General features: G+C 56.0%; 9 protein-coding genes and 5 pseudogenes. 9 read left to right on the top strand and 5 right to left on the bottom strand.

The window, feature by feature from the left end:
- Nucleotide 1: 1 nt before the first annotated feature.
- The gene (locus LCY71_RS18495; RefSeq protein ID WP_225336042.1) at nt 2-862 is read left to right on the top strand and encodes a DUF8054 domain-containing protein; all 861 of its coding nucleotides are present in this window, start codon (nt 2-4) and stop codon (nt 860-862) included.
- A 155-nt stretch (nt 863-1,017) separates the two neighbouring features.
- Nucleotides 1,018-1,788: pseudogene (locus tag LCY71_RS18490) on the top strand (IS5 family transposase).
- A 439-nt stretch (nt 1,789-2,227) separates the two neighbouring features.
- Here LCY71_RS18490 and LCY71_RS18485 read toward each other — a convergent pair.
- Nucleotides 2,228-3,625, bottom strand: coding sequence for a sulfatase family protein (locus LCY71_RS18485; RefSeq protein WP_225336041.1), 1,398 nt, complete (start codon nt 3,623-3,625; stop codon nt 2,228-2,230).
- A gap of 214 nt (nt 3,626-3,839) precedes the next feature.
- On the opposite strand from LCY71_RS18485, the gene LCY71_RS18480 reads away from it, so the two are divergent.
- Nucleotides 3,840-4,955, top strand: a complete 1,116-nt coding sequence (locus tag LCY71_RS18480) for a Gfo/Idh/MocA family protein (protein ID WP_225336040.1) — start codon at nt 3,840-3,842, stop codon at nt 4,953-4,955.
- A gap of 59 nt (nt 4,956-5,014) precedes the next feature.
- Here LCY71_RS18480 and LCY71_RS18475 read toward each other — a convergent pair whose 3' ends face one another.
- Nucleotides 5,015-6,592 carry a DUF3604 domain-containing protein gene (locus LCY71_RS18475; protein WP_225336039.1) on the bottom strand — a complete coding sequence of 526 codons (1,578 nt, stop codon included), beginning with the start codon at nt 6,590-6,592 and terminating at the stop codon, nt 5,015-5,017.
- Nucleotides 6,593-6,775: 183 nt separating this feature from the next.
- Between LCY71_RS18475 and LCY71_RS18470 the strand changes: the two genes are divergently transcribed.
- Nucleotides 6,776-7,990, top strand: coding sequence for a Gfo/Idh/MocA family protein (locus LCY71_RS18470; protein WP_225336038.1), 1,215 nt, complete (start codon nt 6,776-6,778; stop codon nt 7,988-7,990).
- Between the two features lie 151 nt (nt 7,991-8,141).
- Here LCY71_RS18470 and LCY71_RS18465 read toward each other — a convergent pair whose 3' ends face one another.
- Both LCY71_RS18465 and LCY71_RS18460 read right to left on the bottom strand, forming a co-directional pair.
- Nucleotides 8,142-9,176: a Gfo/Idh/MocA family protein gene (locus LCY71_RS18465; protein WP_225336037.1), complete on the bottom strand. Its 1,035-nt coding sequence runs from the start codon at nt 9,174-9,176 to the stop codon at nt 8,142-8,144.
- A 323-nt stretch (nt 9,177-9,499) separates the two neighbouring features.
- Nucleotides 9,500-9,687: pseudogene (locus LCY71_RS18460) on the bottom strand (IS5/IS1182 family transposase); the annotation flags it as partial.
- Nucleotides 9,688-10,018: 331 nt separating this feature from the next.
- Here LCY71_RS18460 and LCY71_RS21925 point away from each other — a divergent pair.
- From LCY71_RS21925 to LCY71_RS18440, 4 genes and pseudogenes are all read left to right on the top strand, one after another.
- Complete coding sequence (locus LCY71_RS21925) at nt 10,019-10,390, top strand: SUMF1/EgtB/PvdO family nonheme iron enzyme (protein WP_505706969.1); 372 nt, start codon at nt 10,019-10,021, stop codon at nt 10,388-10,390.
- 63 nt (nt 10,391-10,453) lie between these two features.
- The gene (locus LCY71_RS18450) at nt 10,454-10,834 is read left to right on the top strand and encodes a Rid family detoxifying hydrolase (RefSeq protein WP_225336036.1); all 381 of its coding nucleotides are present in this window, start codon (nt 10,454-10,456) and stop codon (nt 10,832-10,834) included.
- A pseudogene (locus tag LCY71_RS18445) lies at nt 10,831-11,915 on the top strand (glucose 1-dehydrogenase). Before LCY71_RS18450 ends, LCY71_RS18445 begins: the two are co-directional and overlap by 4 nt.
- A 78-nt stretch (nt 11,916-11,993) precedes the next feature.
- Nucleotides 11,994-12,698 (top strand): annotated as a pseudogene (locus LCY71_RS18440) (glutamine amidotransferase).
- Here LCY71_RS18440 and LCY71_RS18435 read toward each other — a convergent pair.
- A pseudogene (locus LCY71_RS18435) lies at nt 12,682-13,790 on the bottom strand (aminotransferase class V-fold PLP-dependent enzyme); the annotation flags it as partial. The pseudogenes LCY71_RS18440 and LCY71_RS18435 sit on opposite strands and share 17 nt — an antisense overlap.
- Here LCY71_RS18435 and LCY71_RS21850 point away from each other — a divergent pair.
- Nucleotides 13,711-14,211: a DUF7260 family protein gene (locus LCY71_RS21850; protein ID WP_444542728.1), complete on the top strand. Its 501-nt coding sequence runs from the start codon at nt 13,711-13,713 to the stop codon at nt 14,209-14,211. The pseudogene LCY71_RS18435 and the gene LCY71_RS21850 sit on opposite strands and share 80 nt — an antisense overlap.
- Nucleotides 14,212-14,328 lie beyond the last annotated feature (117 nt).

Raw genomic sequence — 14,328 nt, 5'->3', positions numbered from 1 at the left:
AGTGCCACGACTGGCCGAAAGATTCAATGATTCCATTCGAGTGAACTACGATATGCCTCAGTCGAAAGCGAACAGAACTGGAATCACTTTGTTTGACGAAAATCAGTGTGTTCCCTGTCTTTTGACCAACGTATCACTCTTGATTGTCGTTAGTACACTGATTTCGTACTTCTCCGTACTTGGCGGCGTTATCACTACCATCTCTGGAGGAGTTATAATTCTATTCAAGGGATACCTCGTCCCGTACACGCCAACCTTTGCGCCGCAATTAGTTAATCGTCTGCCGTGGGATCTATTCGATAAAGACGTGCAGAAGAGTGATTCATTAGTGTACAGAAATTCCAAATCTGGGGAACAACTGATGAGGGATTTGATCCAAGAACAAGTTATTACATCGAACGAAGAGGAACTACTACTCACAGATGAGTTCAAGTCGCGCTGGACCGCTCGAATGCACTCACTTCGTGACGTTTCGACAGACCGGATAGGCCAGCGGCTCAGAGACGCGATTCCGGGCGCGACCGAGTCTACTGTATCAAAGGTAAACGACAATACGTACATCGTACTATCGAATAAATCAGACGACCTGAAACAGGAATCGTGGCTGTCACCACCGGTCGCTATCTCGGAAACTGCAGCAGCCGAACTGCTCCAAGATACTTCCCTTGAACCAGAACGACGGGCCGAGGCGGCACATCTACTCACGATGTTTAGCCAATCCTGTCCAGCCTGTGGAACCGAAGTCGTCGAGGAACCGGCTGGAGGCTGCTGTGGTCCGCCCCAAATAGGCCCCGATGGCGACCCACTCATCGCACTCGTCTGTAAGAACTGCTCAGTGCAGTTATTCACGTTTGAACCATAGATCGCTATACGACAAGGTGTGTTCCGCCAGAGTATGCTTGAGGACTCTCTCATTATGAGAGTGAAGAACTCGCTTGAGAAGGCTGTGTTGAATCACTAGACGGCAGCGGAACAGGTCAGTAAACCAAGAGTTGAAGTGGGTGATCTCGGTTGCCTGTGACCCAGATCTCCCGCTTCAGTGGGGACGTCCTACCGGTCGCTCAAAGCGTTACTAGCCATGGAAACGAATCCGCCGCCACCTTCCGGGGCGGCGGATTCGCCGACTATGCCCTTGTCTCCCTGCACTGTCTACGGATTTACCTCGATGCATTCTACCGAATGATGATTGACTTGCTCAAGCAGATGCCCCTCAGCATTTACGTTGTGTAAGGCGTTCAACCGGATCAGTATGAGCGTCTGTCGAGCGCTGCTGCGCCAGTCGGCGTAGCTGCACGATCCCTCTGAACACGGCGCGATCGACGCCACCTTCTACGAACGCTCAGCTGCAAGCCGCCACTACTGCCAGCGGACAAACTACCGCGTCCAGAAGCTAAAGGTCACGAAACTCGTCGATAAAGGCTCTCAAGCAGTCCTCGACGTTCACTGTTTGACGACCCGGGAAGGAAGTGACGCAGATCTCGCCGAGCAGATCGCCCGCCGTAATGCGGGCGATCTGCGGTCTCTGGCCGCTGACAGGGCTACAACAAGCAGTCACTCCGCAAGGCACACGTGAACTCGGGATCAGACCGCTGATCAAACATCGCATCTTCGCGCCCTACGACTACGCGCACAACGCTAGAATCGACGAACGACGCTACAATCAGCGCTCTATGACCGAGGCCGTGAACTCGGCTATCAAGCGCTCACTTGGCTTCGCCGTGCGAGCGCGAACCTGGTTCCGTGAGCCTCGAGAAATGCCCCATGTGTGTCGTCTATAACATCAAGTGAGCGGTGAAACAGTGAATACCACCGCAGTATAGCGATTCAATACAGTCTTGAAGCGGCCGAACAGCGTCAATTCAGAGAGTACAAGCGAGACGGTTTTCCACCCCGGCGTAACACCTGTAATGTCCAGAGATTCTGCTACAGTGGCGGCCCGAAAAACTGGCACCTCACGACCCCTGCTGGGAGGTCCAGCCTGAATTACTTGTGCACAGGTTATAGTCGGTCCTTCACGTATGTTCAACCGTATTTAGAGATTATCGACACACCGTTGAGAAGGGGCATCTGATCAAATTTGTTTGTCACGCAGTTGTCGTCCATAAATCATGATTATTCTATATATTGCAACTATATCAAATTGGTACAATGAAGGAATGATCGAACCTATCCGGAGATAGTGTCGTAAGAAGGAAATGATCGCGTACCCGACTAGCTCACTTATGAATTATCGTGCATGAGGGTCTTCGAACTCTCCCGCATCGGGATGGAGCGCATCTCGTCTGTCAGCGACAGCGCCATCGGGTTTCGATACTGGCCCCTCCAGAAGAGGGTCTTCTGTCCGTTCCATCCAGTCCCAAAGTCGATCCCGGAGGTCTTTGCGGACTGATTCGTACTCTGGGTCATCTATCAGATTATGACTCTCGTTCGGATCGATATAGAGGTCATATAATGCTTCCTTCGGGGGCTCTCGATCAAAGTAACCGAGGTCTATAAAGAACTCTTTCGATGGACCGGCATCCGTATTGGGGGCGACGTGTCTGTCGTACTCTTCGTCGAACCGCTGCACGTAGCGGTAGCGTTCTGTTCGAATGGACCGTTTCGGTTCGTATGCTGCGTGATACGTCACTTCGCTAAAGACCTCGTCGCGGATCGAATCTACTTCCCCGCGCAGAAGTGGGAGCAGCGAGTACCCCTCAACCCATTCTGGAATATCGAGCCCTAAGTATTCGCACAACGTTGGGAATAGGTCAAGTTGGGATACGAGCTCGTCGATAGTAGCAGGTTGCGTGACATCGGCCCGTTCTGGAAAGCGTGCTATCAGCGAGACGCCAGTGCCAGAGTCATTCAGATTACACTTCATCAGCGGGAAGGGAATACCGTGGTCCGTTGTGAATATGACAAGAGTCTTATCAAGTAAGCCCGTCAATTCGAGCGTTGTGATAATGTCCCCAACGCAGGTATCGACACTCCGGATTGCGGCGTGATACCCGGCCATCTCGTCCCGAATTGGCGGAACGTCCGGTAGTGGATCCGGTGGGGCCACGGAATCGGGATCGACGAGATTCTGATCAAGGGGAAGCGGTTTATGCGTGTTATCAAATCCTATTGATAAGAAAAAAGGATCCGGATCTTTCATGGAACCTACTTCACGGATGTACTCGGTGGCCGCTGCAGTGGCTGAAAAGTCGTGGTGGGTGTGGTCATGATCAATCGGAACATCGTCGATTGCGGACTCGTCGACGGGCAGGACACGATCATAGCCAAGGATCGACTTCTCTGGATTGCTCTCACTTACGTCCCTCGCGACCTCGTGTTGTTGACCGACGAGTACTGTTTCAAATCCCTGTTCTGAGAGAAAGTTCGACAGGTGACGCTCGTAACTGTCCATCTCAAATCCCCGATGCGCAAGACCGATGAGGCCGTTGGAATGGGGACTCGAACCGGTGAGCAGTGCTCCTCGACTTGGCGAACAGGTTGGGCCAGCGCAGTGAGTTTCTCGGAACAAAATGCCATCGTCAGCGAGGCTTTGTAGGTTCGGTGTGTCGATTCCGTAGCCGTACGGACTGATATATCGGCCGGTGTCGTCAGTATGAATAATTACGACATTTGAGAGAGGTGCCATTGACATTTTCGGACAAATGTGCTCAGATAAAATAGAATTCTTATAACGGCAATAGTATAATAACTCTTTTTTATGCAGTTAGGCCATAAGATCCCTTATAATATATGAGAATATCCGTTCACGTCTACCCTTTAATATATGACTACACTATTATGTTTATCTAGATCTTCACCTTGGAACAGATTTATGGATCTATAGTCATCGTTTATCGATAATGCGAGAAACAGGTACGACTATCGGTATCATTGGACTCGGTCTGATGGGTACGAGACACGCAGCAAACCTGTCGGATTTGGACGCAGACATCGTCGCCGGAACGGACGTCGATCCAGACGCCAGACGAGCTTTCGAGAACAAGTTCCAGGCAACGACATATGCCGATCATGAACGGATGTTTGAATCGACCGATCTCGATGGCGTGGTGATTACAACACCGAATAAGTTTCACGAACCAGCTGCGACGGTGGCACTCGACGACAGTGTCGCCGTCTTGTGTGAGAAACCGCTCGCACATTCGCTTGACTCGGCAGAGCGGATTGCCGTCGCAGACGAACGTTCAGACGCTTTCTGTATGGCTGGATTCAAACATCGCTTTAGCCCAGCTGCATCTCTATTCAAGGCTTATCAGCAGGACGGTGAACTGGGCGATATAAACGCTATCGAAGGTGCATATGTCCGTCGCCGTGGAATTCCCGGACTCGGATCGTGGTTTACTAACGAGGAGGTAGCCGGTGGCGGTTCGCTCATCGATATTGGCGTCCACGCGATCGATTTCGCTCTGCACCTAGCGGATTATCCGGACGTAAAGGAAATCACAGGTGTAACTCGAAGTACATTCATCACGAGAGACGATTATGACGACCCCGACGACTGGGCAGGGAAGTGGGACACGAGCGATGGTTCAAACGATGTCGACGATTCGGCGACAGTCTTCCTACGGTGTGAAGATGACTTGACGATATCACTCGAGATCGCGTGGGCGACGAACAGAAACCCGGACGAAACGTTCATCGTTCGCGGTACGGAGGCCGGTGTTCGTATGGATCTCCGTGGGAATTCGCTCGAGGTATATAAGACTGGCAGTAAGGATCATGACCACTACCAAGACACGACACTCAGATCTGAACGCGACACCAACAAGCTATATGAGGAAGACGCCGCGTTTTTGGAGGGGATCCGCACAGGTGAACGGCCAGAAGTAAATCAGATCGACGAAGCACTGCAGGTCCAACGCGTTATCGACGGGATTTATCAATCTAGCACGCAGCAATCATCAATCACCCTCGACGACAATAGCCAGCGTCAAGAAACAATCGTCGAAGACGATTAGTTCATCTGTCTATTTAAATGGGCCGGACATAGAGGCCGTTACACCGCTGTTGAGACAGTTCACTCGTCGATCCAGATTGGTGATCCCCATGCATACTGCCCGTTACGCTGTGCGGCTCGAACGTAGTAATAATCCTCACCGCTGCTTGCGGGAAGGTCCTCGAACTCGACTGTCGTCCGACAGACTGACTCGTGATGAGCCTGACCGGCGCGGACTTTCCGCGCGTTATGATATACGATATCCCGGTTGGCGATGTCTTCGTCCTGAAGTTCGAACTCCGCCGCCAAACGATTACAGGACTCCGTCTCGAACGCAAACAAGTGGTTTTCTTGCTGGGCGCGTTCGAGGGGGACCTCCAATCGCTCGCCTTCGACGTCGATGACGACGACAGTCTCGTCGTTGCCGTCCACCTCAACAATAAAACCCTGCGTGGTCATATCAGCATTGCCTTCAGGAAGGAGATAGCTTTGGTTGTTTCGCGACGTGACGACATCGAAGTCACATTTGCCATTTCGGAAGTCGTACTCTTGGCCGAACCCACTGAAACGGGGCTGAACTGCGGTGACCGTGCCATTCGTCGCACTGATCGTCCCGGACCAGTCGAAGGTAGTTTCGTCGAAGTCGCCGTACTCAGGAGTCGGTCCCCAGCCGAACTCGATCAACATCCGATACCGATTTGACTCCTCAACTGGCGTGTCGTCCTGGTGTGTGTAGACATGCTCGACATCGCCGTTGTGAAGGAGTTCGATACGGTCGAGCGGGAGCGGACAGTCAACTTCCACAGTAGCGTTTCGCTCGACAGCGTCAGTGATGTGTGACCCAAGTGGATGGCTGTCGATCGACCACCACAACGTAATCCGATCGCCGGTGACGCCGTAGGTGCGACGGTCCCGCAACGCTTGCCAAACGGCTTCGCGGGTCAGTTCGGTCGCCCAGATACCGGCGACACCTTTACCCCAGGTTCCTGGAAGTCCTGGGCCATCGTTGGACGCGATGGCACCAACGTGGTGGCCTTGGTCCAGACCGTCGACGAATGTGCCGCCGGAAGTCCGGGGCCCCATATCAGGATTATCATCCATCGCAACCGGGGAATCGATCGACTCACTGGAGCCGTGACTAGAGTACACTTCGGTCAAAGGAGACAACACCTCGTCATGGACGTCCCAATCTTTCCCGCGATTTCCGATGTTATAGGCAGTGTGGTGGGGCAACACAAGTGCGTCCCGGGACGCCATGTTCTCCAGAAGCGAGGGGAGATCACGTGTCTGGTCAATTGGATATCCCTCGTCCTTGTAGTAGACGTTGTGGTCCCCCCATCGGCCGCGGTTCCCGTTCCATTCGTAGGCCGGGAACGTGACGAATTCTCCTGACTGATTGTTCCGTTCTGACGCAGCCTGGATATCGTCCCACCACGACTCGAACTCCGGATCAGGACCTACTGACTCCTCACGAATACCACCCTCGCGGCCCTTGCGATACCACTTGAACGGATAACACTGTACCACGGAGACATCGAGATGCTGACTAGCGTACCGTAGCAGAGTATCGAGTTCGGTTCGGTCCGCACCCGGACCGGTCATGTGCTTGTGAAAGTCTCCCCAGAACAACTGGTAGCTATCGGACGAATCTGAACGCATCGTTGAGTCGATTGTAGAATAGGTATTAAACCCTTCCCATTCACATAATTTATCATACAACTCGTGCCGGATCCGGCTAGACCGATCAGCTTGAAATCGGTAGGTACAGTTGTGCTATATGATGTAACCGGATAGTCATAATGAGGCCATGGTCTTTTTGTTGTCCGTGTCTTTGTAGCATATATGTCGTCAGAAAGCTTCGGCATCGGACTCGTCGGTGCCGGTTTCATTAGCCGCGAAGCACACGCACCTAGTGTCGAATACATTCCTAATGCTACGATTGCCGGCATCCAGAATCGAACGCGGGAGAATGCAGCGTCGCTTGCCGACGAGTGCGAACAGTCTAGTGGAGCGAAGCCCTCGGTGTATGGTGAGGGCGAAGTCGCCGAACTGGCTGCCGATCCCGATGTCGACGCAATCTGGATCACGACACCGAATTTTACGCGCCTCGCCGCAGTGGAGACCGTCGTCGAGGCCGTCGAAGACGGCGCCGACCTGCAGGGCATCGCTGTTGAGAAGCCCATCGCCAGAACAGTCGCTGAAGGTCAGCGGATTCTCGATCTCGTCGAGCGGGCTGACCTCCCGCACGCCTATCTGGAGAACTGGCCTCACGAACCTGATATTGGTGACATGAAATCGCTGCTGTGGGAACGTGGACGGGACGCCGGTCGTCCATACATCGCGCGCTCTCAGGCGGAACACGGCGGTCCGCATTCCGGCTGGTTTTGGGATGGTCGCAAGCAGGGCGGTGGAGCGCTGACAGATATGCTCTGTCATGCTCTCGTAAACAACGAAGTGTTACTATCCGACCCCAACGGATCACCCCTCGAAGCCGTCTCAGTTACGGCAGAAACTGAGACACTCAAGTGGAACCGTGACACCTACGCAGCGGAACTCCAGGACGCGTACGACATCGACTTCGCTACGAACCCTGTCGACGACTACGCGTCCGCTACAATCAAATACGAAGACGAACAAGGACGTCCGGTCATCTCTGAGGCGACCGGGTCTTGGTGCTACGTTGGCTCAGGCGTCCGTCGGACAATTGAACTGCTCGGACCGGAGTACTCGGGCCAGGTACTCTCCGACGAAACTTCCTCGAGCGTCTTCTTTTCCGACGAACTCGCGAACGGCGAGGGCTGGGCGGAGAAACAAAACGCCACCAGCGGTCGGATGCCCGTTGCGGCCGCCGAGGTCGTCAACGGCGGCTACGTCGCGGAGAACCGTGACGCGGTCGACGCCTTCAGGAACGGCGAGAACGGGACTCTCGACCTCACTGATGGACTCAGAGTCTTACGCCTGTGCATGGCCGCTTACAAGGCAGCCGAAACCGGAAATGAGGTTGACCCCCGAACTGCTGACCTGGAGAAGTACGTTCCGATCCCTGCGCGAGAGTAGCAAGAGAGGGGAGTTCAGTAGCTCTCGGTTCTTTCTGACCTAGACGGGACTACTATCACGCCCGGAGGCTGAAAAAGGATATTTAGTTGCCCCCCACTTGCCTCAGACGCAAAATCCCTGTTCGTGCGGTAGCACTAGGAGCGAATCTCGTTTAATCGACTAGTTCGAGTCGCTCGCCGGCCTCCGCACTGCGCCGTGCTGTCTCGACGATCCGGTGGGCCTCCCGACAGAACTCGGGATCGAGTGGCCCTTCGGGATCCTTGTCGTTTTCGAGACAGTGAATCACGTAGTGTGCAAGGTCCTTGTACTGCGGTTCCAGAGTATCAGCCGTCACGGTGTACCCTTCAGGTGTGTCAGCAGTTGACACCTGAATCAGGTCACCCTCTGTTCGGTTCGAGATCGCGCCGTCGGTTCCAATAATTTCGTATCCCTTCTTGTTTGTCGGCTGTACCTCCCATGGATTGGTGAGCATCCGCCACGTAGTCTGGAGTGTCGACAGCCCATCCTCGTAACGGCAGATTGTCGCGCTCTGGACATCAACTGGCCCATCCTCGGGTGTATATGACTCGGCGATTACGGTTTCTGGAAGTTCTCCGTCACGGAACCACGTCGAGAAGGTCGACCCGTAACCGAGGTAATCGAGCATGGAACCACCGCCGTCGGTCGAATCGTAGAACCAGCTGTCGTCAGGCGGTGCACCGGCATTGCCACCGTAGTATTGGACTTCGATGACGTCGCCGATGACGCCGTCGGAGACAAGTCGACGAAGCGTGTGTCGTTCGGCATCCCAAGCTGCCGGCCAGTTGATGAATAACTTGCCGTCTGTATTTGCCATCGAATTGAGCATCCGATCAGCGTCCGCTAACGTCACGGAAAGCGGTTTTTCGACGACAACATGCATCCCATAGGGCGCAACTCGCTCGACGAAGTCCGCGTGGAGTGAGTTACGAGGGCAACCGATGACCACGTCGGCATCAACGGTTTCTAGACATTCGTCGAGATCCTCGAAAACGATGTCGTCCGAAAGATCCAGAGTTTCGACAGCCTCTGGAAGGGACCCAGTTGAGGTCTCAGGTGTCTCGTCACAGACGCCGACTATCTCGGCGTTTGGATGTTCGTGAACCCACTGGAGGTTCGTGTTCATGTGCATCTGATCGAAATTCGCACCGACGAATCGCCACGTCATGAATAGATGACTGTCCCCGCACGTATATAAAACATGTGTGAGGGTGCTAGCGTAGAGTTCGCCCTGAGATAGACGCACGGTATTTATGGAAGTCTCCGATTTGATCGAAGCAACGTTACTTATGGGGCCCAGGTCCCGTAAAGATAATTCAAACATCCTATATAATGACAGTGGTACCACTGTTATAATATATAGGGTGCGACCACGAAGATGGTATGCTGGACCTCCTTTAAGTATCGCTCTTGCCAACATGATTGACAAATGGTGGAACCTGCCTGTCTCGCGCTTTGGTCCCAACTGCCTTGTTGAATCCGGTGTAGCGGTCACTGTGTGAGCGAGCGTTCGAGGTTGTAAACGGCGGCGGTGAGCACCTGTTCCCAAAATACTCGGTACCAGGCGCGTGGGCTGACAGCGGAGCCGTATCGGCGTTAATGGCCGAGAAGGCGGTCTCGGCCATCCAGCGCTGCCCGTAGAGCCCGCTGTCCAACCGGGCGTTGTGTGCGTGGTCGTAGATCTAACAAAGAGGAGTGTTTCAACTCGGACTACTTCAGTGGGCTCCGGTGAATCACTAGACGGCGTCGGTTTCGACCGTTAGAACTTGGAGGATGAAGTGGGAAATCGACGATGCTCTATGTCGAAGTATGCCGCTTACGAACAAAGCGGTCACGTTAGCTTCTGAAACATCCGGTGACACACGTCTCCTAGCGCGATGCAGCCGCGTACGCCAAGTGTGCGGACAAGCCCCTCCCGACGGAAGCCGAGTAGGAGTACGTCGCCCGCGACGGTCACGAACAGCGGCGTTTCCCGTAGGGCGATCGGCTGACACCGGACGGTGAGTTCCAGTGTACCACTTGTCAGGTGAGGGAGCAGGAGTTTCCGGAGTACAATATCGGCGCGAACGGCACGTACAGACTGCGCCGGTCAACGCGTTCGATCCTAACGACTACGAGGTCTACAACGTCGTCGGGAACGTCTGGAAGTGGCGCATTGGCTGGTTCAGCCCCGACTATCACACGACCGACGACCACGACAATCTGACCGAACCCAAATCGGGGGAGGGGCGAACGGGTGATGCGCAGCGGGTCGCACCTCTGTCACCGATCGTGGTACAACCGGTATCGCCTCGGCATGCACTCAAAGAACACTCCCGACAGTTCGACCGGGAATATCGGGTTCCGGTGCGTCGTCGACGCCTCGAGTCGGTAACGCATTGATCATCCCGCCTCGTCCCGAGGGAAAAACCACTAAACCCCGGACGTTTTGGGTACGAACGACCTATGGAAGAGATACACACGGATGCGGCACCTGCAAGTATCGGCCCGTTTTCGCAGGGAATTAGGGACGGCAACCGGATCTTCGTCTCGGGGCAAGGGCCCGTCGATCCTGACTCCGGGGAAGTCGTCGGCGACGACATCCGGAAGCAGACGGCCCGGACGTTGGAGAACGTCGGTGCCGTCCTCGAAGCCGGCGGGAGTTCCCTTGACGGAGTAGTGAAATCGACTGTGTTCGTCACAGATATGTCGAACTACGATGCCGTCAACGAAGTGTACTCGGAGTACGTGAGCAACCCGTACCCCGCGCGCAGCGCAGTCGAAGTCGACGAGCTCCCCATCGATATCGACGTTGAGATCGAAGTGATCGCTACAACGGATCCATGAAGGCCGTTGCAGTCCGGAGCGACGAAACCGAACCGACGCTTCTCGACGTTCCGAAACCGACGCCCGAAGACGGCGAGGCGCTTGTCCGCACTCTGCGCGTCGGCATCGACGGCACCGACCATGAAGTCATCAGCGGGTCCCACGGCGGCTACCCAGCGGGTGCGGACCACCAGATCCTGGGCCACGAAGCCGTCGGCGTGGTCGCCGACGCGACCACCACCAGGTTCGAGGAGGGGGACCTTGTTGTCCCGACGGTCCGGCGGCCACCCGCGAGCGGGTCGAATATTTATTTCGACAACGACGAGCCGGATATGGCACCCGCAGGCGATTACGTCGAACGCGGTATCGCCGGCGCACACGGCTATATGAGCGAGTACTTCACCAGTCCCGAGCGGTATCTTGTTCCAGTTCCGGATGATGTTGCGACGTACGGCTTCTTGATCGAGCCCATCAGCAACTCCGAGAAGGCGATTGAACACGCCTTCGCCGGCCGGTCGGCATTCCAGTGGACCCCGGAGTTCGCGTTCGTACTCGGGAACGGCCCGCTCGGGCTACTCACGCTCGCGATACTCGAACAGAACCGCGGAATCTACGACACCTTCGAGCGGATCTACTGCCTCGGCCGGCGCGATCGACCAGACCCAACAATCGACATCATCGAACAGCTCGGCGCGACATACGTCGACGCCCGGGAGACATCTCCTCCAGAGATGCCCGCGGCGCACGAACCCATCGATTTCGTCTACGAAGCGACGGGCTACGCCAAACACGCGCCTTTGAGTCGATCGACGCCCTGGCGCCGAACGGCGTCGCCGCACTGTTGGGCATCCCCGAGGATTGGGCGTTCGAGGTCGACGGCGGTCGACTCCACCGCGAGATGGTGTTGGAGAACAAGATGCTCCTCGGGAGCGTCAACTCCCACGTCGACCACTTCGAGTCGGCGAAGGAGTCGCTTGCGACGTTCCCCGAGTGGTTCATCAATGATCTGATAACGGGTGTTTACCCACCTGAGAAGGCATCCCGGGCGTTCGAGACCGGCGACGACGTTATCAAGACAGCCGTGGAGTTCGACACCCTATGAACAAGTACGATGTCCTCTTAGTGGGCGAATCATGGGTCTCACTCGCTTTCGAGATCAAGGGACGGAACGTGGTGGGCGATGCCGGCTACGAGGAAGCGGGGGGCGTATCTGATCGTCGTGCTCGAATCTGCGGGAGCGGCTGTCGAATTCGTGCCGTGCCACGCCGTCGATGACTGGTTTCCCTCGGCGGTAGAGAGACTAGCCGCGTACGACTTAGTCCTGTTGAGCGACGTCGGCGCAGACACTCTCCAGATAACTCCGTGAGTGGCCGCCGGCGAGACCGGCGTCGACTAGTGTTAACTCCTCGCCGAGTACGTCGCTGACGGCGGCGCGCTCGGAATGATCGGCGAGTATATGAGCTTCGCTGGGAAGCATGGTGCAGCGCGATACGGACTCACCGCCGTTGGCGACGTCCTCCCGGTGACAGTGGGGCGCGCGGACGACCGGGTGGAAGCACCTCACGGACCGTGTCCTTGACCGATAGACGCCCTACCCGGGTCACCTCCGTCGAAGTGGCCGTCGATCCCGGGTTACAATCTGGTCGAGGCCGATCAGGACGCGACGGTGTGGGCGACAGTGGGCGGCGATCCGTTGCTTGTTGTCGGCGACTACGGCGACGGAAGTGCAGTCGCGTTTACGACTGACTGCGCTCCTCATTGGCACCCGAAGCGTTCCCCGAATGGGAGTCCCTACCGACGCTTTGGGCCTCCATACTCGCTCGCGTTTCAGGGTGACCCGCTGCTGTTCCCCCACCTGCGGACATCGGTCATAGATACGACCTGATACGATCGACAACGTAGGTTGCCTGGTCGTCGGTCAGACACATCGGGTTGATGGTGAATGCGTCGTCCGGAAGGCTGTCGGCGCCGACGAAGACCCGCGGGTCTCTCGCCGGAGTGAGAGCACGAGGTCCGTCGTCGTGAGGTCGGCCTCCTCCTCGTCGAGGGTGACGACAACCTCCGGGGCGATCGATACCTTGTCAGCCTCGGTCGTCCGTGTCGACAGCGCGGATTCGGATGCAAGCCTATCAGCAACCAGGGTCGCCCGGTCCAGCCACTCCTCACTGAGGGCGGCGTGGTCCTCCTCGACGAACAGATCGAGTGCGGTGATGAGGCCGGCGAGTTCTTCTTTGCCGACCTTCAGCGACCGCCCGATACCCTGCCGGGGGACGCCGTCGAATCGATCCACGTCGATGAGATCGGTCGGCGGATCCCACACAGGGTCTGCGGCGTGCATATCCAACTGTTGGAGAGCCACGGATTCGATGAGATCCGCCCGCCCGGCAAGGATCCCTGTCGTCTGTGGTCCACGGACTGCCTTCCCCCCACTGAACGCGACTAGGTCGGCTCCTTGGTCGATGAACCGTGAGAAGTTCGAGACAGGCGGAACTTCGGCGGCGGCGTCGACGATTACGGGCACATCGTGAGCGTGTGCGATGTCGACTACTTCCGGGAGCGGCGGGTCGGTATACTCCTTCTGGAGGTAAGCAACCGCGGCCGTGTCTTCAGTGATCGACTCGGCAATCTCCCAAGGTTCGACGCTCTGCGACCCGGTACCAAGGAAGGGGTCGTTCGTTCCGATATCGACAAGAGTGGCACCCGCGGCACGGAATGCGTGATCGTAACCGGTGCGATGCGTCCGGGGGACGAGTATCTCATCGGCCAGTCCCTCGGTATTCGGTAGTTGGTACATCGAATCCAAGTCATCTCCGGCAATGCAGGCGGCCGCAGCCAGCAGAAGGCCGGCGGAGGCGCCGGAAGTAACGTATCCGGCCTCAGCGCCGGTGACAGTGGAGATGAGGTCGCTGGCCCGGGCTTGGAGGTCGGAGATCCGTATGAACGACTCTGAGGCCTCGGCCATAGCCTTGACCGCTTCTTATCAATCTCGCAGGATCCACCCTCTCACTTTCCGCCGCGAGCTTGGTCTGGGAACAGACGTTTGTTCGTCAATGCTGCCGCCTTCACCGGATTCAAGAGAGCACTCCGGTCGGTACAGCAGGGGCTTATATCGATTCTTGAGGACTTCGAGACAAGTAGTATTTCTTCAGGGGGACCAGCAACAATTCGAAGAGCGAGTAGAGGATATTCTCTCAGTTCGCCAATCTACGTTAAATACGCGGCCTTCACTTCCTCATCTCGACAGACACGATCTTTGTGAGTGTCTCTACAGTGAGGAGTCTTGGACATATCCAGTCCTTATCGCTGCCAGACACTTACTTAATTCAATCGCTTTTACGACCGGTAATCAGCCACGCTCCACAGAAACTCTAGCGAGTGAGTACCCAACGTTTAATTGATAGTTGCAGCGCTTCAGGCTGACCGATGTGAATGACGACCCCCTCCACGAGATTGACGCACTGGACTCCCAGTACGACTGTCTCGGGCTCTGAATGCCTCCGACGGTTCGGTCTAGC

Origin of the sequence: Halomicrobium urmianum (assembly GCF_020217425.1) — an archaeon.
Classification (GTDB): Archaea; Halobacteriota; Halobacteria; order Halobacteriales; family Haloarculaceae; genus Halomicrobium; species Halomicrobium urmianum.
This window is presented reverse-complemented; position numbering and strand designations above follow the sequence as displayed.